This window comes from Janthinobacterium sp. BJB426 (assembly GCF_002735705.1).
Lineage (GTDB): Bacteria > Pseudomonadota > Gammaproteobacteria > Burkholderiales > Burkholderiaceae_D > Janthinobacterium.
Map to the genome: position 1 here is coordinate 41,926 of NZ_PDZL01000002.1, position 23,229 is coordinate 65,154.

At 63.6% G+C, this 23,229-nt stretch carries 20 protein-coding genes and 1 pseudogene; 10 read left to right on the forward strand and 11 right to left on the reverse strand.

The features are described from left to right. Window positions 1-33 precede the first annotated feature (33 nt). From CSQ93_RS03265 to CSQ93_RS03280, 4 genes are all read right to left on the reverse strand, one after another. Window positions 34-1,041 carry an NADP-dependent oxidoreductase gene (locus CSQ93_RS03265; RefSeq protein WP_099376739.1) on the reverse strand — a complete coding sequence of 336 codons (1,008 nt, stop codon included), beginning with the start codon at window positions 1,039-1,041 and terminating at the stop codon, window positions 34-36. Window positions 1,042-1,077: 36 nt separating this feature from the next. Further along, complete coding sequence (locus CSQ93_RS03270) at window positions 1,078-1,887, reverse strand: oxidoreductase (protein ID WP_099376740.1); 810 nt, start codon at window positions 1,885-1,887, stop codon at window positions 1,078-1,080. 96 nt (window positions 1,888-1,983) lie between these two features. Next, the gene (locus CSQ93_RS03275) at window positions 1,984-2,592 is read right to left on the reverse strand and encodes a TetR/AcrR family transcriptional regulator (protein ID WP_099376741.1); all 609 of its coding nucleotides are present in this window, start codon (window positions 2,590-2,592) and stop codon (window positions 1,984-1,986) included. Window positions 2,593-2,668: 76 nt separating this feature from the next. Beyond that, complete coding sequence (locus CSQ93_RS03280) at window positions 2,669-3,073, reverse strand: ribonuclease domain-containing protein (RefSeq protein ID WP_099376742.1); 405 nt, start codon at window positions 3,071-3,073, stop codon at window positions 2,669-2,671. A gap of 419 nt (window positions 3,074-3,492) precedes the next feature. Here CSQ93_RS03280 and CSQ93_RS03285 point away from each other — a divergent pair, with 419 nt between their 5' ends. Continuing rightward, on the forward strand, window positions 3,493-5,355 hold the full coding sequence (locus CSQ93_RS03285) for an amidohydrolase (RefSeq protein ID WP_099376743.1): 1,863 nt from the start codon (window positions 3,493-3,495) through the stop codon (window positions 5,353-5,355). 76 nt (window positions 5,356-5,431) lie between these two features. Here CSQ93_RS03285 and CSQ93_RS03290 read toward each other — a convergent pair whose 3' ends face one another. The 3 genes from CSQ93_RS03290 to CSQ93_RS03300 all read right to left on the reverse strand — a co-directional run bounded on the left by CSQ93_RS03290 (window position 5,432) and on the right by CSQ93_RS03300 (window position 9,340). Continuing rightward, window positions 5,432-7,381: a cytochrome c/FTR1 family iron permease gene (locus CSQ93_RS03290; RefSeq protein ID WP_099376744.1), complete on the reverse strand. Its 1,950-nt coding sequence runs from the start codon at window positions 7,379-7,381 to the stop codon at window positions 5,432-5,434. A 115-nt stretch (window positions 7,382-7,496) separates the two neighbouring features. Continuing rightward, a complete protein-coding gene (locus tag CSQ93_RS28595; RefSeq protein WP_101731610.1) occupies window positions 7,497-8,210 on the reverse strand; it encodes a hypothetical protein in 714 nt (237 codons plus the stop codon). 92 nt (window positions 8,211-8,302) lie between these two features. Further along, a complete protein-coding gene (locus tag CSQ93_RS03300; RefSeq protein WP_233516021.1) occupies window positions 8,303-9,340 on the reverse strand; it encodes a zinc-dependent alcohol dehydrogenase in 1,038 nt (345 codons plus the stop codon). Between the two features lie 203 nt (window positions 9,341-9,543). Here CSQ93_RS03300 and arsH point away from each other — a divergent pair. Next, window positions 9,544-10,113: pseudogene (arsH, locus tag CSQ93_RS03305) on the forward strand (arsenical resistance protein ArsH); the annotation flags it as partial. A gap of 297 nt (window positions 10,114-10,410) precedes the next feature. Here the strand turns inward: arsH and CSQ93_RS03310 are convergent. Next, window positions 10,411-11,049 carry an SDR family oxidoreductase gene (locus CSQ93_RS03310; protein WP_099377119.1) on the reverse strand — a complete coding sequence of 213 codons (639 nt, stop codon included), beginning with the start codon at window positions 11,047-11,049 and terminating at the stop codon, window positions 10,411-10,413. 203 nt (window positions 11,050-11,252) lie between these two features. Between CSQ93_RS03310 and CSQ93_RS03315 the strand changes: the two genes are divergently transcribed. Next, the gene (locus CSQ93_RS03315) at window positions 11,253-12,833 is read left to right on the forward strand and encodes a M28 family peptidase (RefSeq protein ID WP_158301087.1); all 1,581 of its coding nucleotides are present in this window, start codon (window positions 11,253-11,255) and stop codon (window positions 12,831-12,833) included. A 269-nt stretch (window positions 12,834-13,102) separates the two neighbouring features. After that, window positions 13,103-14,467 (forward strand): chitinase, encoded by a 1,365-nt coding sequence (locus CSQ93_RS03320; RefSeq protein ID WP_233516023.1) that lies wholly within the window; start codon window positions 13,103-13,105, stop codon window positions 14,465-14,467. 36 nt (window positions 14,468-14,503) lie between these two features. Here the strand turns inward: CSQ93_RS03320 and CSQ93_RS28680 are convergent, their stop codons facing one another. After that, entirely contained in the window at window positions 14,504-14,656 is a 153-nt protein-coding gene (locus CSQ93_RS28680) for a hypothetical protein (protein WP_158301088.1), read from the reverse strand. A 97-nt stretch (window positions 14,657-14,753) separates the two neighbouring features. Here CSQ93_RS28680 and CSQ93_RS03325 point away from each other — a divergent pair, with 97 nt between their 5' ends. After that, window positions 14,754-15,176 (forward strand): DUF2061 domain-containing protein, encoded by a 423-nt coding sequence (locus CSQ93_RS03325; RefSeq protein WP_099376746.1) that lies wholly within the window; start codon window positions 14,754-14,756, stop codon window positions 15,174-15,176. 19 nt (window positions 15,177-15,195) lie between these two features. Here CSQ93_RS03325 and CSQ93_RS03330 read toward each other — a convergent pair whose 3' ends face one another. Beyond that, window positions 15,196-16,632, reverse strand: coding sequence for an amidase (locus tag CSQ93_RS03330; protein ID WP_099376747.1), 1,437 nt, complete (start codon window positions 16,630-16,632; stop codon window positions 15,196-15,198). 101 nt (window positions 16,633-16,733) lie between these two features. Here CSQ93_RS03330 and CSQ93_RS03335 point away from each other — a divergent pair, with 101 nt between their 5' ends. The 3 genes from CSQ93_RS03335 to CSQ93_RS03345 all read left to right on the forward strand — a co-directional run bounded on the left by CSQ93_RS03335 (window position 16,734) and on the right by CSQ93_RS03345 (window position 21,237). After that, window positions 16,734-17,645: a LysR family transcriptional regulator gene (locus CSQ93_RS03335; RefSeq protein WP_099376748.1), complete on the forward strand. Its 912-nt coding sequence runs from the start codon at window positions 16,734-16,736 to the stop codon at window positions 17,643-17,645. Window positions 17,646-17,854: 209 nt separating this feature from the next. Next, window positions 17,855-19,852 (forward strand): c-type cytochrome, encoded by a 1,998-nt coding sequence (locus CSQ93_RS03340; protein WP_099377122.1) that lies wholly within the window; start codon window positions 17,855-17,857, stop codon window positions 19,850-19,852. Between the two features lie 83 nt (window positions 19,853-19,935). Continuing rightward, window positions 19,936-21,237 (forward strand): NRAMP family divalent metal transporter, encoded by a 1,302-nt coding sequence (locus CSQ93_RS03345; protein ID WP_099376749.1) that lies wholly within the window; start codon window positions 19,936-19,938, stop codon window positions 21,235-21,237. Between the two features lie 6 nt (window positions 21,238-21,243). Here CSQ93_RS03345 and CSQ93_RS03350 read toward each other — a convergent pair whose 3' ends face one another. After that, on the reverse strand, window positions 21,244-22,035 hold the full coding sequence (locus CSQ93_RS03350) for an SDR family NAD(P)-dependent oxidoreductase (protein ID WP_099376750.1): 792 nt from the start codon (window positions 22,033-22,035) through the stop codon (window positions 21,244-21,246). A gap of 71 nt (window positions 22,036-22,106) precedes the next feature. Between CSQ93_RS03350 and CSQ93_RS03355 the strand changes: the two genes are divergently transcribed. Continuing rightward, complete coding sequence (locus CSQ93_RS03355) at window positions 22,107-22,499, forward strand: MerR family transcriptional regulator (protein ID WP_099376751.1); 393 nt, start codon at window positions 22,107-22,109, stop codon at window positions 22,497-22,499. A 3-nt stretch (window positions 22,500-22,502) separates the two neighbouring features. Continuing rightward, window positions 22,503-23,153 carry an SMI1/KNR4 family protein gene (locus CSQ93_RS03360; protein ID WP_099376752.1) on the forward strand — a complete coding sequence of 217 codons (651 nt, stop codon included), beginning with the start codon at window positions 22,503-22,505 and terminating at the stop codon, window positions 23,151-23,153. Window positions 23,154-23,229 lie beyond the last annotated feature (76 nt).

Genomic DNA, 23,229 nt, shown 5'->3' on the forward strand with positions numbered 1-23,229 from the left:
TAGTCACAGCGCGGAAAGCAGTTCAAATATGCCTCAAGACTCGGGCAGTTGCACCACCACCTTGCCCCGTGCGCGCCCCTGCGCCAGGTAGGCCAGCGCCTGTTTTGCCTCAGCAAAAGGAAACACCTTGTCGATGACGGGGCGGATGGTGCCCGCTTCGAGCAGGGCGGCGATCTGCGCCAGCTGGCTGCCGTCGGGACGCACGAAGTGGAAGGCATAGCTGGCGCCGCGCCGCTTCGCCAGGCCGATGATCTTGCGGCTAAGCAAACCAAACACCAGTTTCAGCACCACGTTCATGCCGCGCGCGCGGGCAAAGGCGGCGTCCGGCGGGCCGACCAGCGAGACGACGTGGCTGCCAGGCTTGACGATATGCAAGGCTTTTTCCAGCCCGTCGCCGCGCACCGTGCCCAGCACGGCGTCGTAGTCGCGCAGCACGTCCTCGAATGGCTGTTGCTTGTAGTCGATGACGTCATCGGCGCCCAGGCCGCGCACCAGCTCCACGTTTGCCGTGCTGGTGGTGGTGCCCACGCGGGCGCCCAAGTGTTTGGCCAGCTGGATGGCGAACGTGCCGATGCCGCCGGATCCGGCCGGAATGAACACTTTCTGGCCGGCCTTGAGCTGCATGCGCTCATGCATGGCTTGCCACGCCGTCAGGCCCACCATGGGAATCGACGCCGCCTGCACGAAATCGAGGTTCGCCGGTTTCAGCGCGGCCGCCTGTTCGGACACGACGGCAAATTTGGCCAGGCTGCCGTATTGAGTGTCGAAAATACTCGCATACACGGCGTCGCCCGCTTTAAAGCGCGTGACGCCGCTGCCGACTTCCACCACCACGCCGGCCAGGTCGCTGCCCAGGGTGGCCGGCAAGCGCATTTTTAGAATCGGCTTGAAGTCGCCCTTGGGAATCAGGTTGTCGATGGGGTTCAGGCCCACGGCATGCACCCGCACCAGCAGTTCGCCGTGTCCTGGCGTGGGGCGGGGCAGTTCGGCAAACGCCACGTGATCGGGACTGCCGTATTTTGTCAATTGCAATGCTTGCATGAGTTTCTCTCTGAGTGCGGGAAGGGGGGGAGGCGTTCAGGCCAGGCGCAAGTCCTTGCGCAAGCCGGCGTCCAGCAGCGCGGCAGGCATGAAACGGCGCATCAGGCGCAGGCGCGCCGCCAGCGGCCCGGCCGTGTAGCGCAATTTCGGCCGGCTTGCCTGCGCCGCCGCCAGGATGGTGTCGGCCACGATGGCTGGGTCATCGGCGCCGGCCATCAGGGCTTGCAACCGGCTTGTGACGGCCGCGCTGACTTGCCGGTAGGCGGACAGCGGGGTATCGGGCGCCAGCAGATTGGCTTCGAACGTGGTCTTCGTGTAGGCCGGTTCGATGACGCTGGCACGGATGCCCCAGCCCCGCACTTCATGGTCGAGCGATTCCGTGTAGCCCTCGATGGCGTGCTTGGTGGCCGAATACAGCGCGCCGTAAGGCATGGGCAAGAAGCCCACGACGGAACCGATATTGAGGATGCGCCCGCCGCCCTGGGCCCGCATGTGCGGCAGCACGGCCAAGGTCATGCGCAGCACGCCATAAAAATTCGTGTCGAAGATGGCTTGTGCCTGCGCCATGCTGCTTTCCTCGGCGCCCGCCGGGGCCACGCCGAAACCGGCGTTATTCACCAGCAGGTCGATGCGGCCTTCGCGCTGCATGACCTCGGCCACGGCGGCCGCGACGGACGCATCGCTGGTGACGTCGAGCGCCAGCATCGCATGGCCGGGTGCGGCCGCCTGGTCGCCGCGGCGGCTGGTGCCGTACACCGTGTAGCCCGCTTGCGCCAGGCGCCGGGCCGTGGCCGCGCCGATGCCGGACGAGGCGCCGGTGACCAGGGCAATCTTCTTGTTTTTCATGGCAGTCCTTCAGTGGTTGATAGTATTGAATATGATGATCGTCATATTGTTGATTGAAAAAAAGCCCGGAACGGATCAGCGCCACGGGCAGGGCAGTTAGCTGCTTGCCTGAAACTGCGCCAGCGTGGCCGCGCACAGCGCGTCCGACAGGGCCGGCTCGTCCACGGCGCGCGCGAGGATGGTGGTGCCGATCATGGCGCACACCATGGCCATGGCTTGCGCGTGGGCTTCGGGCTGGCCCCAGTTCGGCAACTGGCGCGCGAACAGGTCGATCATTTCCTTGATATGGATGGTGGCGGCGCGCCGGACCTCGGGCGCCTGGCGCGGCATTTCCGAGCCCAGCGCCGCCACGGGGCAGCCTACCTCGATGGCGGCGATGTGTTCGGGCGACAGATAGGCGGCCAGCATGGCCTGCAGGGCCTGACCGGGCGGGGCGGCAGCCGCCACCCTGGCCGCCAGCGCCACCGATTCGGCGCCCGCGCGGTCGCCCGCTTCGGCCAGCAGGGCGTCGCGCGAGGCGAAGTGCGCATAAAAGCCGCCGTGCGTCAGGCCCGCTTCCTTCATGATGTCGGCCACGCCCGTGCCCGCGTAGCCGCTGCGGCGGATGGCGCGCGTGGCCACTTCGACGATGCGTTCGTGGGTGGCTTCCTTGCGGCTGTGGGCCGAGGATTTCTTGTTGGGTAAGTTCTGCATGACGGTCATCATATCGCACTTTTCAACACCGTGCACGCGACCAGCCGCAGCAGACGTTTCCCTGCCGCGGCTGGTATTCGAAGAAAGACTAGCTCTTCAGGCTGCAAAAGCTGGCATAGTGGTCCTGCGTGTAATAGCGCTCCACTAATTTGCGTTTCCCTTTCGGGGTCTGCACAAGCAAGACCGCACGATGCGAACCGGCTCCGCCATCGCCGCCGATACCCAGATAGTATTCATAATAAACCTCGTCCTTGCCGGCGGCGGGAAGGCGGCCCTCATTGTTATTGAATACGGTATTGCCAGGACCACCCGCCACCGCGCTCGTTTTCGCATTGCGGTATGCGTCATATTCGCTGTTTTGCGGCGTGGGCAGGGTTTTGCTCGGCTCCCTTTTGCCGCAGTCGGGAATTTTCGCCGCATAGGCATGCGAAGAGAACAGGGCGCCTGCCACAATCAGACCCAGCGACCAGGTTGTTGCGCGTTGAGTTTTCATCGATAAGCTTTCGTTGGTGGTGCGTTCAATGGATGGGCTTTTCTGGATACGGCCACTGTTCGGGCGGCCGGCATAATCTCTGCATCACTGAATATAATTAAAATTTATAAAATATTACTATCCAATTGTCACGTGCCGATAAATATATTGATTTATTTTTCCGGGAAATTGGACGGTGAAATTTTTCTGAAAATAAATACGCTGCAGGGCGTCAGATAAATTCATGCAGTCACGCACATTTGCGTGACAATGTTTGAGTATTTTTGATTTTCAATTCGTTATGCTTTGCGACAGTTACTGGTAATAATCTAGCCAGTCCAGGCATAACATTCTCCCGATATTCTGTTGTTGGGTATATTTAAATCAGAATAAAGGATGAATTCATTGATTTAGATCATTAACTTCTGATAGGAATCTGCATGAGCCATGACCACATCGGTTGCGCCTGCTGCAACCTGCCGCACCTGCCCGCGCTGACCAGCAGCCTGTTGACGGAATCCGCACTCGGCGGTGAACTGGAGGCGGCGTTTCAACAAGCATATCCACCGCACGCCGCGACACTGGGGCCGCAAGCCGTGATCTTCCATGGCGGAGTCATCCATACCTTGGCCAGCGGTGGCAGCGGGCAAGTAGAGGCCCTGGGCATCGCCGGCGGTACCATCATTGCCACCGGCACGCTGCCCGAGGTGCGCCAGGCCATGCAAGCGCACCAGCCGCACGAGACGGATCTGCGCGGCCGTACCTTGCTGCCCGGCTTCGTCGAAGCCCACATGCACGTCCTGCCCAGTGCGCTGTACAAGAGCTGGCTGTCGCTGACGCCCTTCCAGCAGGCCCCCCTGCAACAGGAATTGAATCCGGAATACAGTTTCCAGAGCATTCGCCAGCAGATACTGAGCGCGCTGGCACAGCCGCAGAAGCTGCAAAAAGACAAGAAGGGCAACCCTTGGCTGCTCGGCTTCGGCGTCGATCCCTCGCTGATGCACCATTGGGAAGACATCACCGCCAGCCAGCTCGATACGCTGAGCAGCACGGTGCCCATCCTGCTGATGAACTCTTCCGGCCACCTGGCGTATCTCAATACGGCGGCGCTGAACGCGGCCGGCATCACGGACAACCCTTCCGGCGTGCTGACCGAGATCAAGATCGCCGAGGCGCTGCTGGTCGCGCCGCAGCCCAAGCTGCTGGACTTTGTCGCGTGCCTGAAGCAGGTGCTGGACAACGCCTCGGCCATGGGCTTTACCACCGTCTTCGACGCGGGCCTGGGCGCCACCGAGCACCCGCAGGTGGAAATCGGCTTGCTCAAACTGGCGGCTCATCTCGGTCCCGTGCGCATCGGCGCCGCCTTGTTTACCAAACCCGACGAAGCGGCACTCGACAAGTGGCTGAAGCAGTACAAGCCTGACCTGGCCAGCCACGGCGACCAGCGTTTCAGCATCAAGGCGATCAAACTGATCGCCGATGGCTCCAACCAGGGCTTGACCGGTTACCAGAGCCGGCCTTATGCCTGCTCGCATGAACACTCGATACCTGGCGTGCCGAGCACCGGCTTGAGCAATTACCAGGACACGTCCAAGTTCACCCGCATGCTGGAGAAGGCGGTGGGGCAGGGCTGGCCCGTGCTGGTCCACGCCAACGGCGACAAGGCGGTGGAATATGTGCTGGACAGCTACAGGCAGGTATTGACGTCAACGCCAGGCGGCATCAGCGAAGAGGAAGCCCGGAAGCGGCGTCAGCTGCGCCTGCGCGTCGAGCATGCATCGCTGCTGAATAATGCGGCCATCAATACCATGGCGGAACTGCAACTGAACCCCAGCTTCCTCATCGGCCACGTCGGCTATTGGGGGCATACCTTCCAGCACACCATTTTCGGTCGGGAGCGGGCCGATTTGCTGGACCGCTGCCACTCGGCGCTGCAAGCGGGCATGCACATCAGCTTGCACTCGGACCATTTCGTCTCGCCACTGGGCCCCTTGCGCATGATGGAGCAGGCGGTGTTCCGCACGATGGAAGCGACGTCAGGGAAAGAAGCGCTGAATCCGCGCGAGTGCCTGAGCCGCATGGCGGCCTTGCGTGCCGTCACGCTCGATGCCGCCTGGCATTGCCACCTCGACCACCTGGTCGGTTCGCTGGAAGCCGGCAAGCGGGCCGACCTGGTGATCCTTGCGCAAGACCCGCTGGACGAGACAGTGCGCAAACTGCGCGACATCGTGGTGGAGGAAACCTGGCTGGCGGGAACGCGAGTACATAGCCACGGCAAGTCGTCGGGCAGCATCGCCCGATAAGTAGCCGCAATGCAAAAGCCCCCGATAGCTGCCGGCAGCTATCGGGGGCTTTTAGTTATTGCGGGGCGTCACAGGGTCAAGCCAGTTTGCGCTTGCCTGCGGAAACGCGGTTCCAGCCATAGCCGGCGACGATGATGGCCAGGATGGCCGCCTGCGCCAGCAAGGTTTCCAGGGTTGGCAAGATGCCCAGCAGGTCGACGCGGATGAAATCGACGGGGCTGACGCCGACCCAGCCCGCTTCCTGCAGCGCGGCCACGCCTTTGCCCATCAGGATCACGGCCAGCACGGCCACGAAGGCGGACGTCAGCGAGAAGAACTTGCCGATCGGCATGCGGGCGCTCGTGCGCAGCAAGGCCCAGGCGATCACGACCAGCAGCACGATGGCCACCAGGAAGCCGCCCAGCAGGGCGCCGCCGTTGCCGTCCGCTGCCAGGGCGGAATAGAACAGCACGGTTTCAAAGACTTCGCGGTAGACAGCGATGAAGGCCAGGGCGAACAGGCCCCAGGCGGAGCGCCGCGACATCGCTGCCGTGAGTTTCTCGTGCAGGTATTCCTGCCAGCGCCCGGCGCTGCTCTTCTGGTGCATCCACAAGCCCACGCTGAGCAGGACCAGGGCCGCAAACACGGAACCGAGTCCCTCGCTCACTTCACGGCTGGCGCCGCTGATGGTCACCAGATACGTTGCCGCCACCCACGTCAGCCCGCCCGCCACCAGCGCGCTGGCCCAGCCCGCATGCACATAGGCCAGCACATCCTTGCGCTTGGCCTTGCGCAGGAAGGCGATGATGCCGATCACGATCAGCAGCGCTTCCACGCCTTCGCGCAGCAAGATCGTCAGGGCGCCGATAAAGGTCGTCATCGGCTCGGCCTTGGCGTCGCCCAGCTCCGCTTCCACGTGGGTAAACAGTTGCTGCAGCTTTTCACCGGCCGCATCGGCCTCGGCCACCGTGCCCTTGGCAACGGCGGAACGGTAAGCCAGCATGGCGTTTTCCACGGCGAGCAGCAGCGATTTGTTGCGCGCGCCGACCATCGGCTCGATCGGCTCGAAACCGTCCAGGTAGGCCGACAGGCCCAGGCGTGTGGCGCCCGCGCGGTCGCCCGCATGCATGGCGACCAGGCTTTCGGCCAGACGCAGACGCGACAGGGCCAGGCCGGCCGGCTTGTGCGCCTCGGCCTTGTCAGCATGGCTGCGCAGGTACGCCGTCAGCGCTTTGGCCTCGTCCGCGCCCAGCTTGGCGGCCACGGCTTCCTGCGTCAAGGTCGTCACGGCGGCCAGGTCCGCATACAGTTTTTTGCTGCGCGGATCGTCCTGCCACAGCTTTTCGCCGCGCGTGCTTGCTGCCGCATCGTGCGACATGCCGCCTATATAGAAGGCCAGGTCCCAGCGCTCGTTTTCGGACAGCTGGCCGAAACTGGCCATCGAGGTGCCGGCCACGCCTTGCGAAATGACCTGGTACAGCGCCATCAGGCTGCGCGACTGCGCCCGTTCGCCATCCGTGAAGGCGATCGGCTTCGGCTCCAGGCTGGCCGCCAGCGGACCATCGCCGCCGCCGGCCACGCCGTGGCAAGAAGCGCACTGGGCCGCATACAGGGCCGCGCCGCGCGCCAGGTTGGGCAGCACTTTCGGCGCCACGGGTATCGGGTAGGCGGCAATCAGCAAGCCGTTCGCGTGGTGCGCCAGGCGCTTGACTTCCACGCCGTCCGCTTTGGCGACGACGGCTTTGCGCAGGTCGGCGATGGCGGCGGCAATGGCCGCTTGCGAGGCGTGGGCGGGCAGGGCGGCAATCTGCGTCGTCGCGTTGTCCGTAAAATCGAGCATTTCCGCGTATTCCGCCTCGCTGACCACCTTGCCGTGCTCGACAGCGCCGCTGTAATCGACGGCAACATAATCAATCAATTGCCACAACTGCTTGGCGCCGGCGCCTTGGTCGGCCACTTGCGCTTGCGCGCCACCGGCCAGCAACAGGCTGAGACTGGCGGCCACGAGCGGATAGCACACGAGCCATTTCTTGATAGAACTGAACATGATTCTCATTCTCATTTGTCGTTAACCCGGCGACTATAGGACAGACAGTGCGGGGTGTCAACGGCGCACGGGTGCGCGCGGGGACAAATGGAGGGGCAATGCGGTGGAACGAGGGCTACTTGTCGGATGCCGGTTTGGCGTACAGGCCCCTGGCCAGGCCATTGTCCGCATCGTCCACTTTCAGGCCACCCTTGACGATGCGCAAGTTCAGTTTCTGAAAGGCCTGGCCCCTGAGCCATTGGGCGTCGGTGACGGCGAATGCGGCGAGGCGTTCCGGTGCGCGCTCGGCTGGCACGGCCAGCCATTGATAGTCGGCTTTGGAACCCTGGCGGCGCAAGCCGGCCCGCACCCAGCGTTCCGACGCCGGCATGCGGACGATGGCGTCGCCGTTCGCCACACTCACGGCCGTGGCAGTCTTGCCGCTTTGCGCTTCGAACTTCACTTCCACGTCGGCCATCGGTCCCACTTGGGGGAAACCGACGATGGCCACCCACGTGCCCGCTTCGGCGGGTTTCTGGATGCGCATTTCCGATTCCTCGAACACGCGAAACTGCGGCTCCTTGCCGCCGTCGCCCGCCACCAGGGTCACCAGGTCGCCGGCCACGCGCCACTCGCCGCTGGCTTGCTCGTCGGTATTGCCATAACTGAGCATCCATTCGAACTTGCCATCTTTTTTCAGCAGCAGTTCGGAGCCCACTTCCATGACGCCTTGCAGATAATAGTGTCCGGGCAGCGAAGGCGCAGCGGTGTCTGCCGCGCTGGCCACACCAGCCGAAAAGGACAAGGCGAGGGCGGCGCAGACCAGCAGGCCGGAGAGGGATTTCTTCATCGGTAGGTCCTCGGTGTGTCTTTATGGAATTCCATCATAGCAACATAAATTTACTTGCCGTCGCACGACACACCGGCATGCCGGCGTCGCGCTTACTTGTCGGTGAAATCGATCACCACGCGCGAGGCCACCTTGCCGTGCTCCAGCCGGCTGAAGATCTCGTTGATGGCCGACAGCGGCTGCAATTCCACGCCCGCCTTGACCTTGCCGGTGGCGGCGAAGGCGAGCGCCTCGGCCATGTCCTGGCGCGTGCCCACAAAAGAGCCGCGTATCGTCACGCAATTGGCGACGACGTCGAACAGCGGCGTCGGGAAGTCGCCCGGCGGCAAGCCCACCAGCACGCAGGTGCCGCGTTTGCGCGTCATCGCCACGCCTTGTTGGAAGGCATCGATCGACGGCGCCGTGATCAGCACGCCGTGGGCGCCGCCCCCGGTCGCTTCGCGCAAGGCCGCAACGGGGTCGCCCTGGCGCGCATTGATGGTCACTTCGGCGCCCAAGGCGCGCGCATGCTCCAGTTTGCCTTCATCGATGTCGACGGCCGCCACGCGCAAGCCCATGGCCACCGCATATTCGATGGCCAGATGGCCCAGTCCGCCGATGCCGGACACGGCCAGCCACTGGCCCGGCCGCGCGCCCGTTTCCTTGATGCCCTTGTAACTGGTCACGCCGGCGCAGATGATGGGCGCCGCTTGCACGGCGGAAAGACCCGCCGGGATATGCGCGACGTAGCGCGGGTCGGCCAGGATGTACTCGGCAAAGCCGCCATTCTTGGTATAGCCGCCGAATTGCGCCTCGGCGCACACGGTTTCCCAGGCTGCCAGGCAATGTTCGCAATGGCCGCACGCCGAGTACAACCAGGGCACGCCGACCCGGTCACCCAGTTGCACTTCCGTCACGCCCGTACCCACGGCCACCACCAGGCCGATGCCTTCGTGGCCGGGAATGAACGGCGGCGTCGGCTTGACGGGCCAGTCGCCGCGCGCCGCATGCAAGTCCGTGTGGCACACGCCGCAAGCTTCCGTCTTGACGAGGATCTGGTCGGGGCCGGGCACCGGCACGGGGACGTCGCGCAGCACCAGCGGCTGGCCCAGCTGTTCGACAACGGCGGCTTTCATGGTGGTGGGTAGCATATTATTCCTTTGAAGTGGCTAATGTGTAGTGCAGGATGCAGAACAGAGTCTTGCGAATGAGCATATTCTGCTGCACACGATACGAAAATTGATTGATCCACATCAACATATACGGGAAGCGATGGCATGTGCTCAGATGGAAAATAGGCTTACATTAATTCCATAATTCGACTATTATGGAATGATTGAAGAAGGAAACCACTATGCATGACTTGCCCAACATCAGCGCGGCCCACCTCGATACGCCGACCCTCGATAAACTTGCGCCGCCGACGGTGGCCACGCATGCGCCGCGCATCCTCTTGCTGTACGGCTCGCTGCGGGAACGCTCGTTCAGCCGTTTGCTGACCCTGGAAGCGGAGCGGCTGCTGCGGCATTTCGGCGCCGAGACGCGGGTGTTCGACCCGCATGGCTTGCCCATGGTCGACAGCGTCAGCCCTGACCATCCCAAGGTGCGGGAATTGCGCGAACTGTCGCTGTGGTCGGAAGGACAAGTGTGGTGCAGCCCGGAACGCCACGGCGCCGTGACCGGCGTGTTCAAGTCGCAGATCGACTGGTTGCCGCTGGAAATGGGCAGCGTGCGCCCCACACAGGGACGCACCCTGGCGGTGATGCAAGTGTCGGGCGGCTCGCAATCGTTCAACGCCGTCAACGGCTTGCGCGTGCTTGGCCGCTGGATGCGCATGGTGACGATCCCGAACCAGTCGTCCGTCGCCAAGGCATACCAGGAATTCGACGACAACGACCGCATGAAGCCGTCGCCATACTTAGAGCCCTGGGAGCGCTAGCGCGACATCTAGTGGTACCTTTTCTGCAGTTTTCGCAAAAACCCCACGATGTTGTCGCAAAACACCTCAGAATGATGTCGGCGTACTGCGTACTTTGATTGGCTACCTTGGTAACTAAAAGTGCTGCTAACCTTCGCACCTCATTTGACATAATATAAATTATGCGAAGTTATGGATGGATTTCGTAAAACCCCCATTTTGCCGACTCCCCAATCGCAAATGCGATTTTCCCCTCTGCGCGTCGCTGCCGCCGACGTTGGGCCTCGGCGCTTGAACACGCTGCTACATGAAATATGGCTTGTCCCCGTCCGTGTTCGGTTTGTTCACGCCCAGGTTGGCGTGCTGGTGCAAGGCTGGCGCGTCGATGATGCGGGCGATCAGGTCTGCCACGCTCTTGCGCGACACCACGGTGCCTTTGAATGGCGCGTGGCGCGTCGTCAGTTCGTAGTCAACTTCATCCTCGTCCGTCATCCAGGCTGGGCGCACGATGGTGTATGCCAGGCCCGACGCTTCGATGGCGTCGGCGGCGCGGCGGAATGGTTTCAGGTGTTCCGCCAGCCTGGCGTTGTTCCATGCGCCGAATTTGCCGGGAACTTCGTCGTAGATGCCCATCGACAGGACGAAAATCAGGCGCTCGACACCAGAGGCCTGCATGGCGGCAATGATGCTGTTGGCTTGGTCTTCCATGTCGTCGCCCACCAGATTGGCGTAGACCAGGTCGTGACCGGGCACCGTTTGCCGCAGCAATGCCTGGTCCAGCACGTCGCCGGCCAGCACCGTGCTGTTGGCCGGGACTGGCGTGGGCAGCTTGCCGGGATTGCGCAAGTACAGCGTCAAGGCGATGTCTTCACTGCCCGCCAAAGCGCGGATGACCCACTGCGCCACCTGTCCGCCTGCACCCAGTATCAATATCTTTTTCATGATTTTCGCTTTCGCCATGGCACGCTGCCATGCAGGAAGTTACAGGTTTTCTTGACGGAACGGAACATGGAACTCTTGAAAAAAGACATTGCCCGGTCAGGCGTGTCGGCCTGGCGCCTTGCCTCGTGGTAAATTGCCGCCCTTGAAGTGTATTTTCAGTGCCTACAATATCAATGAAATCAATCGTTTGCCGACCATTTCGCATGAGAAGTCTCAAGACTCGCATATCCCACGCGCATCCACGCACTGCGCTAGCATCTTGCCGTCGCTTCCTGTCCTTCGCCGGCGCGCTGGCCATCGCGGCCGCCTTGTCCGCCTGCGCCAGCAAGCCTGGTCCCTGGCCTGCGCGCGCCCTGCCTGCATCAGCTGCCGTGACGGTCGACACCACCCAATTCCTGTCCAGAAAACAGCTGCTGGACTGGCAAGTCGACCTGGATGAGCGCCGCCTGCGCGCCACCGGATCGCCCCGGCATGAAGCGTATATCGACGCCCTGCATGAACGCCTGGCGCGCGCCGGTGTCAAACAACTGCGCTTCGAGCCCGTCAGCTTCCGGCAATGGTCGGTGCAAATGGACGACTGGGGCCTGGAACTGCTCTACGACGACAGAGTTAGCGTATTGTCCACGGTCGGCTACATCCCGTATTCGGGCGTAACGCCGCCGTCTGGTATTACGGGCCGCATCGCCTATCTGGCGCCGGGGGCCAGGCCCGATGCCAGCCTGGCCGGCAAGCTGGTGCTCGTCGACATGCCCGCCGTGGCGTGGACAGGCCAGGCGTTTCACCAGACCGCCGTGCACGTCCACGATCCGGACCACGCCATGGGGCCGGACACGCCGTATGCACGCCAGTTCCAGATGCTGGGGCCGTTCATCGCCCTGCTGGACAGCCTGCAGGCGGCCGGTGCGGCGGGCGTGATCGTCATTCTCGATACGCCGCCATTGACGGCGGCCGGCCTGTATGCGCCCGGCGATGGCAAAGTGCGCCAGTTGCCCGGCGTGTTTATCGACCGCGACGGTGGCCAGCGCCTGCGCGAAAGCGTGCTGGCAGGCACGGCGCCCGTGCTGCGGCTGACCATGGCTGCCACCGTGCGGCAGGTGCAGACGCGCAATCTGATCGGCATCATCCCCGGCAAGTCCGAGGAATTGATGGTGCTGGGTAGCCACACGGATGGCACGAACGCGCTGGCAGACAATGGGCCGAACGCCATCGTCGACATGGCCCAGTACCTGACGCGCCTGCCGCAGGACAGCTTGCCGCGCAGCGTCATGTTGTTGCTGACGAGCGGCGACCTCGCCGGCGGTGTAGGCGCCGAACAGTTTCTCGAACGGCACGAGGACGATGGCTTGATGCAGCGCATCGCCGTGATGCTCGCCATCGGGAACCTGGGCGCGCTGGAAGTGCTGCCCGACAGCAACGGTTATTTGGCTCCCACGGGCAGGTTTGAGCCGGCCGCCGTGTTTTCGCCCCGCACGCCGGCCCTGATGGAGGCGTCCCGTGCCATGTTGCGGCAGGCCGATGCGGCGCCAGCGTTCGTGTTGCCTTCAATCAAGCCCGGCTCGAAGTATGCCGGCTGGCCTGGCGCGGACCAATATGTACGCGTTTCCCGGCGCATTCCTACGGTGCATTACGTCACGCAACCGACCTATTGGCTCAACTATGGCGTCGACGCCGTGACCCGGGCGGATTACCGGCTGATGCAGCGCCAGACCGTGGCCTTGACGCAAATGCTGCTGGACCTGTCGCGTGTGCAGCATGCCGATTTACGCGAGGAAACAGCGCCGTAACCGCCGCAAGACCTTGTCTGGCATCCACCTCCCTTCCCCGCCCTGCTCCCGGCGCCATTTCTGGCACCATACCAGCACACTGGAAAACAGCCACTGGTATGGCCCGCATCGCCCTTCATATGGGGAAAGACGGCAACTGGTATTGTGATCTTGCGCAAAGAACAAAACCAGTTGACTACCACCTGCAATGCTTGCACTCTGAAAAATCGGACGGTGTCCAGCCGCCCGGTCAAAAAAATACACAAGGAGATGCAATGAACCGGACAGTCATGAATACCCTCATCCTTACCCTCTTCGGGGGAACGTTGGCCGCCTGCGGTGGCGGCAGCGGCGACGCATCCAGCGGTGGCGCAAGCCAGCTGCTGGCCGCCTCGGCCCAAGCGTTTGCCTGCTACACGCCGTGGAACAGCAGCACGGCCTACAACGGCGGCGGCCAGGCCAGCTACAACAACGTCAACTACACGGCCAACTGGTGGACGCAAGGAAATAACCCGTCGACCAGCAGCGGTGGCGCCGGTAGCGGCCAGCCCTGGACGGCGGTGGGCGACTGCGGCACGCCGACACCTACACCTACGCCAACTCCGACACCCACGCCTACCCCAACACCGACGCCAACACCTACGCCAACTCCCACCCCGACGCCTACCCCGACACCGACTCCAACTCCAACACCGACGCCCACCCCCACGGGCCTGGCGAAACACGCGCTGATCGGTTACTGGCACAACTTCACCAACCCCAGCGGCACCACGTATCCGATCAGCCAGGTCAGCGATGACTGGGACGTGATCGTCGTCTCGTTCGGCGACAACGCGGGCGGCGGCAATGTCAGCCTGACCATTGATCCGGGCGCGGGCACGGAAGCGCAATTCATCGCCGACGTGGCCGCCAAGCGGGCCAAGGGAAAGAAAGTCATCCTGTCGCTGGGCGGGCAAAACGGCTCCGTTTCCGTCGGCAACACGGCCGAAGCGACGAATTTCACCAACAGCCTGTACGCCATCATCACGAAATATGGCTTCGACGGCATCGACCTGGACCTGGAAAACGGCGTGGCGCAAGGCGCGGCCATCCAGACTTATCTGCCGATCGCCGTGAAAAACCTGAAAACCAAGGTCGGCAGCAGCTTTTACCTGTCGATGGCGCCGGAATGGGTGTATGTGGAAGGGGGCTACACGAGCTACGGCAGTATCTGGGGCGCCTACATTCCCATCATCAACGCCTTGCGCAGCGAGCTGACGGTGTTGCATCCGCAGTATTACAACAATGGCGATATCTACACGCCGTACGCCACCGGCCCCATCAAGGCCGGTTCGGCTGACCAGCTGGTGGCCACGGCACGCATGCTGATCGAAGGATTCAATTATGGCGGCAATACCTTCGCCGGCTTGCGTCCGGATCAGGTGGGCTTTGGCGTGCCGTCGGGCCGCAGCTCGGCCGGTTCGGGTTTCACGACGAATGCCGACGTCAGCAACGCCCTGAATTGCCTGACGCGCCTGCTCAATTGCGGCACCATCAAGCCGCTGCAGGCGTATCCGGACTTCCGCGGCGTGATGACGTGGTCGATCAACTGGGACCGCCACGACAACTATAATTTCTCCGTGCCGACGAAGACCGTACTGAAAACGCTGCCGTAACAGCCCTGGCCCGACTGCGCATGCGAGCCTTGCCGCTCACATGCGCAGCAGCGCCGCGCCCAGCAAGTGCATGTGCAGCGCCACGCCCTGGCGCAACGCCTCCCCTCCCCCTTGCGTGTGCTTGATGCCATCCATGGTGGCAGGTACCTGCAGCAGCGGCAATTGATATTTCTCAAACCATAGCGTCAATCTATGGGTTCAGTTGAAATATTTTACTTCCTTTTGTAAATGAGAATCGTTACTATCTAAATCAAGGATAAGCGAATTCAACAGAAAGGAGCATCCCTTGTTCACCGCCATCAAAACATTCAGCCAGATCTGCACGCACATGTCGATCGCCTTCGGCCTCGCCTACTTGCTGACGGGGTCTTTGGCGCTCGGTGGCCTGGCCGCGATCATCGAACCGATCATCAACGTTGCCCTGTTGCCGTGGCATGAAAAAGCCTGGCACGCGATTCGCCGTCGCTACGCCGCCAGCCGCCTGGGCTTTGCCGCCCTGGCCGGCGAAAAGCTCAGCCAGACGACCCTGCACATGGGCGTGGCCTTCGGCGTCATGTACTGGGCCACGGGATCCATGGCCTTCGGCGGCTTGCTGGCCGTGGTCGAACCGATCTGCAACGTGATCGTCTTGCCCTTCCACGACCGGCTGTGGGAAAAAGCCCGCTTTCGCCTGGAAAGCCGTGGCGCGGCCCGCCTCGCCGCCCTGTAGTCCTCCTCCTTTCCCCTACTTAATTACCTGCCCACACGGGCGGTCGCCGTTGTCCCCACGGCGCCGCCCGCTCCAGCTGTCCCGCCAGGCGCAGCAAGATCCCATCGTTCGCATAGCCAGCCATGAACTGCATGCCGATCGGCAAACCGTCATTTGACATGCCGAGTGGCACGGACATGGCCGGCAAACCCGCCACGTTGGCCAGCGGCGTGTAGGGCGAATGCTCGAACAGGTGCGCCGTCCAGCCCTGCCCATCAAGCTGTTCCTCGTCCTTGCCATAACGGCCCAGCTGCCACGGCACATCCGGCATGGTCGGCGTCAGCAGCACGTCGTACCGGCCGAACAAGGCGCCCGCGTGGCGCGTGACCGTGTTGCGCACGTCGAGGGCCGCCACGAAGTCCACCGCCGAGACCGTTTTGCCATGGCGGTAACAGGCCAGGGTCGCCGCTTCCAGGGTCTCCAGCGACACGCCGCGCCCGCTCTCCTGCGCCAGGCCATCGATCCACGGCACCAGGTTGGCGCACCAGATGCCGGCATTCGCGTGCACGAACGCTTCCCACGACACGCCCAGCGCGGGCGAGACTTCTTCCACGTGGTGGCCCAGGCTTTCCAGCAGGCGCACGGTGGCGTCCAGCGCGCTATTCACGGCAGCCACAGGATTGGCGCCATTGCAGGCGGCGCGCTGCACGGCGATGCGCAGTTGGCCCGGTTCCTGGCTCACCTGCGACAGCCAGCTGTGGCCGGGTGCGCCGGTCACATACGGCTCGCCCACCATCACGCCTTGCACGGCATCGAGCAAGGCGGCGCTGTCGCGCACCGTGCGGCTTACGCCCAGCTGCACGCCCAGGCCGCTGAAGATCTCGTCCATGGCGGGGCCGTTCGAGACCCGTCCCCGGCTCGGTTTCAAGCCGAACAGGCCCGTCGACGCGGCCGGCACGCGGATGGAACCGGCCGCGTCCGTCGCATGGGCCAGCGGCACGATGCCGGCCGCCACGGCCGCCGCCGCGCCGCCGCTGGAGCCGCCCGCGCTCAAGTTCGGGTTCCAGGGATTGCGCGTGGCGCCGTAGAGCACGGGTTCCGTGGTGGTGGCAAACGCCATTTCCGGCGTGCTGGTGCGGCCGAACGTCACCAGGCCGGCTGCGCGAAACTGCGTCATCAGGTGGGAGTCGAGTGTGGCAACATGGCCGGCGCCCAGGCGGCTGCCCGCTTCGCTGCGCTGGCCCGCCATGGTGACGGCCACATCCTTGATCAGGAATGGCACGCCGGCGAACGGCGCCGCGTGGTCGATGTGCGTGACATCGGCCGGCCATACCTCGACCACGGCGTTGATGTGCGGATTGACGACGGCGCAGGCGCGCATGGCGGCATCGTGCAATTCGGCGGCGGAAACGCCGCCATCGCGTATCAGCTGGGCCAGCCCCAGACCATCAAAGCTTGAATATTCATGGAGTTGCATCGGTTTATTCCTGTAATGGATGAAGAATGGATATCACAGGAACTACTCTAGGGTTTGCGCTATCATAGTGGAAATGAATAGTTGATATACAAGGTATAGCCATGAACAATTTGCATAAGCTGGATTTGCACAAGCTGGACTTGAACCTGCTGCTGACCTTGAACGCCCTGTTGATTGAACGCAACGTCACGCGGGCGGCGGCGCGGCTGCACCTGAGCCAGCCTTCCGTCAGCGTGCAGCTGGGCAAGCTGCGGGCCGCTTTCGATGACCCGCTGCTCTTGCCCGGTCCGCGCGGCATGCTGCCCACGGCCCGCGCGCTGGCCCTGCTGGCGCCCTTGCAAGCCGTGCTGGCCCAGTTGGAGCAAGTCTTGCAACCGGAATCGGCGTTCGACCCGGCCACGGCCCAAGTGCGCTGGAACCTGGCGGCGGCCGACGCCACGGAATACGCGATCTTGCTGCCCCTGCTGCCCGCTCTGCGCGCGCAGGCGCCGCTGTCGCGCATGGCCGTGTTCGAAGCCGTGCCGGCGCGCATGGCGCACGAGCTGGAAAGCGGCCAGGTCGACCTGGGATTCCTGGCCCGGGAAGAAGCGCCGCCCGGCTTACGCCACCGCACCCTGTTCACCGAGCACTATGTGCTGGCGGGGCGCCGCGACCACCCGCTGTTGCAAATGCCGCCCGACCTCGATCAATTTTGCGCGCTGGAATTCATCGTCGTCTCGCCCAACGGCGGCGGTTTCCGCAGCAACGTCGATACGGCGCTGGAACTGTTGGGCCGAACGCGCAAGGTGGTGCTGTCCGTGCCGCATTTTCTGATCGTCCCGCCCCTGCTGGCGGCGTCCGACATGGTGGCCCTGCTGCCGTCGCGCCTGCTGAAAAACGCGCTGGGCGCCCTGCGCACGTGGGAGCCGCCCGTCACCCTGCCCGACTACGAGATGGCCATGGTGTGGCACGAGCGCATGCACCTGGACCCGGCGCACCGCTGGCTGCGCGAGCGCATCATGGCCAGCTTGTAGGCTGCCTACACGATTTTTCAGGCGAAAACACTAGGGAAGATTACCTAGTTAATCGAAAGAAATTCCCAATTTCCGCCGTGGCGACGACTGCGTAAGCTTGGCCCTGATAATAAAGGGTCACCATGAACGCCATTTCCATCCTGCATCGCGGTTCGCGCCGCCCTCCCGCCTTCTTCTTTCCCATCACGACCTGGCTGCTGCTCCTGGGCATGCTGGCCTTCTGCGCCAGCGCCGTGGCTGCGCCTGCACCCTCGGCGTCGGCCGAGCTGATCAAGCGCGGTGAGTATGTCGCCCGCCTGGGCGACTGCGTGGCCTGCCACACCAGCCCGAACGGCGCCGCCATGGCCGGCGGCCTGGAACTGAAAACGCCGTTCGGCACCATCTACAGTACGAATATCACGCCCGACGCGAAGACGGGCCTGGGCACGTACACGTTCGCGCAGTTTGACCGCGCCATGCGCAAGGGCGTGGCGGCCGACGGGCACAATCTGTACCCGGCCATGCCCTACCCTTCCTACGCCAAGATCACGCCCGACGACATGCAGGCGCTGTACGCCTATTTGCAGCGCGGCGTGGCGCCCGTGGCGCAGAAAAACCGCGAAACGGACATGAAATGGCCGTTCAGCATGCGCTGGGGCTTGTCCTTGTGGAATGCCGTCTTCCTCGACGACGCACCGTTCAAGCCCGACAGCGCGAAGTCGGCCCTGTGGAACCGGGGCAGCTATCTGGCCCAGGGGCTCGGCCATTGCGGCTCCTGCCACACGCCGCGCGGCGTGGCTTTCCAGGAAAAAACCATGGGCCAGGATGGCAGCGGCGGCAAACACTACCTGTCCGGTTTCACCTTCGACGGCTGGCATGCCGTCAACCTGCGCAATCTGTGGACGCCGGGCGACATCGTGCAATTGCTCAAGACAGGTCGCAACAGCTTCGGTACGGCCGCGGGCAGCATGACGGAAGTCATCACGCACAGCACGCAATACTTCACGGATGGCGACCTCGATGCGCTGGCGCACTACCTGCACGGCTTGCCGGCCAAACCGGGCGCGCAAGTGTCGCAGACAAAACCGGCGCCTTCGGTCGCAGCCAGCAACGATGCGCTGTACAACACGCGCGGCGGCCTCGGCTACCTGCAGTTTTGCGCCACGTGCCACCGCCGCGACGGCCGTGGCGTGGACAACATCTTCCCGCCGCTGGCGCAGAACGACTCGGTGCAATCGAAGGATGCCACTTCCGTCATCCATATTGCGCTGACGGGCTGGCAGTCGGCCGTCACGCAGCAGTCGCCCCGCTCGTTCGGCATGCCCGCGTATGACCGCCTGTCCGACACGGAACTGGCGGAAATCCTCACCTTTGTGCGCGGCAAGTGGGGGAATCAAGGCGCGCCCGTCACGCCTGCGCAGATCGCCAAGGTGCGCAAGGAGCTCAAGCTCAAGGCCCCGGACGCGGGCGGCTTTGTCACGCCCCGCTTCGCCGCGCTGACGGCTGATCCGAATGCCAGCCAATTGATCCACGGCATGCAGCTGATGACGGAAACGCGCGCCCGCCTGCCGCAAAACGTGGGCAACGACCTCAACTGCAGCAGTTGCCACCTGAACGGCGGCACCGTGGCCAACGGTTCGCCCTTCCTCGGCATTTCCGCCTTCTTCCCGGCGGAAGCGCCGCGCGCGGGCAAGGTCATCAGCCTGGGCGAGCGCATCAATGGCTGCTTCCGCCGCTCCATGCACGGCAAGCCGCTGCCCGTGGACGGCCCCGACCTGCAGGCGATGGTCGCCTACATCGACTGGATGAAGGGCGCTACGCAGGCGAACGACAAGGTGCCAGGGCGCGGCGTGGCGAAGATATCCCGCGCCCTGCTGCCCGATCCCGTGCACGGCAAAAAAGTGTATGCCGAGCAATGCGCCGTCTGCCATGGCGCGAATGGCGAAGGCATCCGGGGCACTGGCGGCGAAGTGGCCTTCCCGCCGCTATGGGGCGAGCGCTCGTTCAATATCGGCGCCGGCATGGCCCGCACCTACACGGCGGCCGGCTTCGTCAAGGCGAACATGGTGATGGGCCATGGCCAGAAATTCCCGCTGGGACAAGGCAACCTGTCCGACCAGGACGCCGTCGACGTGGCCGAATATTTTACGCACATGCCGCGCCCGGACTTCCCCGACAAGGTCAAGGATTGGCCGAAAGGCGGCAAGCCCAAGGATGCGCGCTACTGAGCCGCATGTTTTCCCGGGCGGCGCCCCTTCTGGCCGCCGCCCGCCTGTGATACGCTGCTCGCTCCACCACACAGGAGTGACGCATGCAGATTGACAGCGGCCGCGCGGACGCCGTCCGCCGGCAGGCGGACCCATCCGACACCTGGCTGGGCAAGCTGGGGCCGGGCCTGATCACGGGCGCGGCCGACGACGATCCCAGCGGCATCGCCACGTATTCTCAGGCGGGCGCCCAGTTCGGTTTTGGCATGCTGTGGACCGTGTGCCTGACGTTTCCCCTGATGCTGGGCATCCAGGTGATCAGCGCCAAGATTGGCCGGGTCAGCGGGCATGGGCTGGCGACGAATATTCGCCGCCATTATCCGAAATCCTTGCTGTACGCCATCGTCAGCTTGCTGCTGTTGGCCAATGTCATCAATATCGCCGCCGACGTGGCCGCCATGGGCGATGCCTTGACCCTGATCATCGGCGGTCCCACGCACCTGTACGCTGTCGGCTTCGGCCTGCTATCCCTGCTGCTGCAAGTGTTCATTCCCTATCAACAATACGTGCGCATCCTGAAATGGCTGACCCTGGGCTTGCTGGCCTATGTGGCCACCGTGCTGACCATCCACATTCCGTGGGGCGAAGTGGCGCTGCGCACCGTCTGGCCCCAGTTCACCTGGTCGACCGCCTCGGTGACCATGATCGTGGCCGTGTTCGGCACGACGATCAGTCCCTACTTATTTTTCTGGCAGGCATCGCAGGAAGTGGAAGACTTGCAGGCCGATGCTGGCGCGCAAGCCTTGCGCCGCGCGCCCGAGCAGGCGCCGCGGCAATTCCAGCGCATCAAGATGGACACGGCCATCGGCATGGGCTTTTCCAACCTGGTGGCGTTTTTCATCATGCTGACGACGGCCGTGACCCTGGGCGCGCAAGGCATCACGCATATCGACACCTCGGCCCAGGCCGCCTCCGCCCTGCGCCCCATCGCTGGCGACTTCGCCTTTGCCCTGTTCAGCCTGGGCATCATCGGCACGGGCTTGCTGGCCATTCCCGTGCTGGCCGGCTCGGCCGCCTACGCCATGGCCGGCGCCTTTCACTGGAAAAACAGCCTGGAACTGGCGCCCAAGGCGGCCAAGAAGTTCTACGGCATCATCGTCACGGCCACGGTGATCGGCGCGGCCCTGTGCTTTTCGCCGCTAGACCCCATCAAGGCCCTGTACTGGAGCGCCGTCATCAATGGCGTCATTTCCGTACCCATCATGGCCCTGATGATGGTGATGGCGTCGCGCCCAACCATCATGGGCACCTTGACCATTTCGCGCCGCCTGCGGGCGCTGGGCTGGCTGTCGACCATCGTCATGGCGACGGCCGTGCTGGCCATGTTCGCCACCATGGCGTTTTGATGCGCATCAAGTCCGTGGCTTGAGCATGCCTTCCACGATGCCCAGCACGGTCTGGCGGGGCAGCAAGCGCGGCAGCCAGGCCAGCAGCCGGTTGGGCCGGCCCGCCACGTGGCTGCTGCGGCCCCGGTCCAGCGCCCGCAGCGCCTCATCGACGACGGCTTGCGGCGCCATGCGCTTGCCCACGGCCGCCTCGGGCGCGGCCACCACATCGAAGAAGGCCGTTTCCGTGGCGCCCGGGCACAGGGCCAGCACGCGCACGCCGCGCTGGCGGTTTTCCGCCCACAGCGCTTCCGAGAACGACAGCACGAACGCCTTGCTGGCGCCATACACCGCCATGTAGGGATCGGGTTGCAGGGCCGCCGTGGACGCGACATTGATGACGGCGCCCCGCCCCTGGGCCAGCATGTGCGGCAAGGCGCAGTGCGTGAGTTCCATCAGGGCCGTGCAATTGACGGTTACTTCGGCCGCCTGGCGCGCGAGGTCGATGCTTTCGAAGCGGCCATGCGTGGCGAAACCCGCGTTATTGATCAACACATCGGGCGGCATGCCCAGCGCGCACGCCTGCGCATGGGCTTGTGCTGCGGCGTCGGGCAGGCTCAGATCGGCCACCAGCGCGTGGGCGCGGATGCCGTGGCGCTGGGAAAGGTCCCTGGCCAGGCTGTCGAGCACGGCGCCGGAACGGGCCAGCAGCAGCAAATGGGCGCCGCGCGCGGCCAGGGTTTCCGCAAAGACGCGGCCGATGCCGGACGAGGCGCCCGTGATCAGCACGGTCTGCTTGGTGTAGTCGTATGGGAGCATGGCAAAAGTGTCGTAGTTAAAAGTGTTTCTACTGTAAACTGCGGTCTTTAGTCCACGGTCAAGGGAAAACGATGCGCATCGGAGAAATTACCCGCCTGACGGGCGTCAGCAAGGACACCGTGCGTTTCTACGAGCGCCAGGGCTTGCTGGACGAAGCGCCGCAGCCGGGCCTGACGAATAATTACAAGGAATACTCGGCGCAAGCCTTGCGGCGCATTGAGCTGATCGGTCACGCCAAGGCGCTGGGCTTTACCTTGAAGGAAATCGCCGAAGTCATAGTCGTCTGGCAGGAAAATGCGCTCGATGCGCAGACCAAACGAGCTATGCTGGAAACGAAAATTGCCCAGATCGACGAGAAGGCCCGTTCGATGGCTGTGCTGCGGGCCGGCCTCGTCGATGCGCTGGCCAAGGTGGAGACGGGCTGCGAGGACGGCGTGGCGGTCAAAAAAAATTCACAAGGATAATCAATGACTTATTACACGCAATACCGCCACCTTGCGCTCGAGGGCGCCAAGCCTGCCCCCACGGCGCAGCAGATCGCCGCCATCGAAGCCTTGCTGGAAGCACCGTTGCCGCCCGCCTTCCTGGCGTTCTTGCGAGTGGCCAACGGCGCCTGGTTCGACTACACCAGCGATGTGCCGGACGGTAATGGTGGCGTGGAAAAAATGGGTTTTAATACCTTTTTCAGCGCCGACGAGGGAGATTTCTGCGATGAAACCTTGGTGGGCGAGATCCGCGCCGCGCGCAAACATACGGACATGCCGGCGCGCATCCTGCCGTTCGCCCGCGATGGCGGCAATTCCATGGTCTACCTGGACTTGACGGAAGAAGGCGCCGGCCGCGTGCTGGCCTATGTGCAGGAGTTGCCGGACTGGACGGGCAAGCGCGCCCACGGCCTGATGGAATTGGCGCCCTCGTTCGACGCCTGGCTGGACAGCCTGTATATCGACCGCGACACGGTGCTCGACGAACTCGAACACAGCGTCTCGGAGCCATCGCACCTGGATGCGTTGGCGGAATGGCTCGATATCGGCATGCCCGCCTGGCGCCGCGATGCCGGCATCGCCGCCTTGTTTGCTCTTAAACAAGTCGAATTGTGCGCCAACGAACAGGACTAGTCCTGTGAGGCGTGCGACAGCGGCCTCAAGACTGGCAAGATAAAATGCTGTTCAGTATTAGCTGAACAGCATCGGT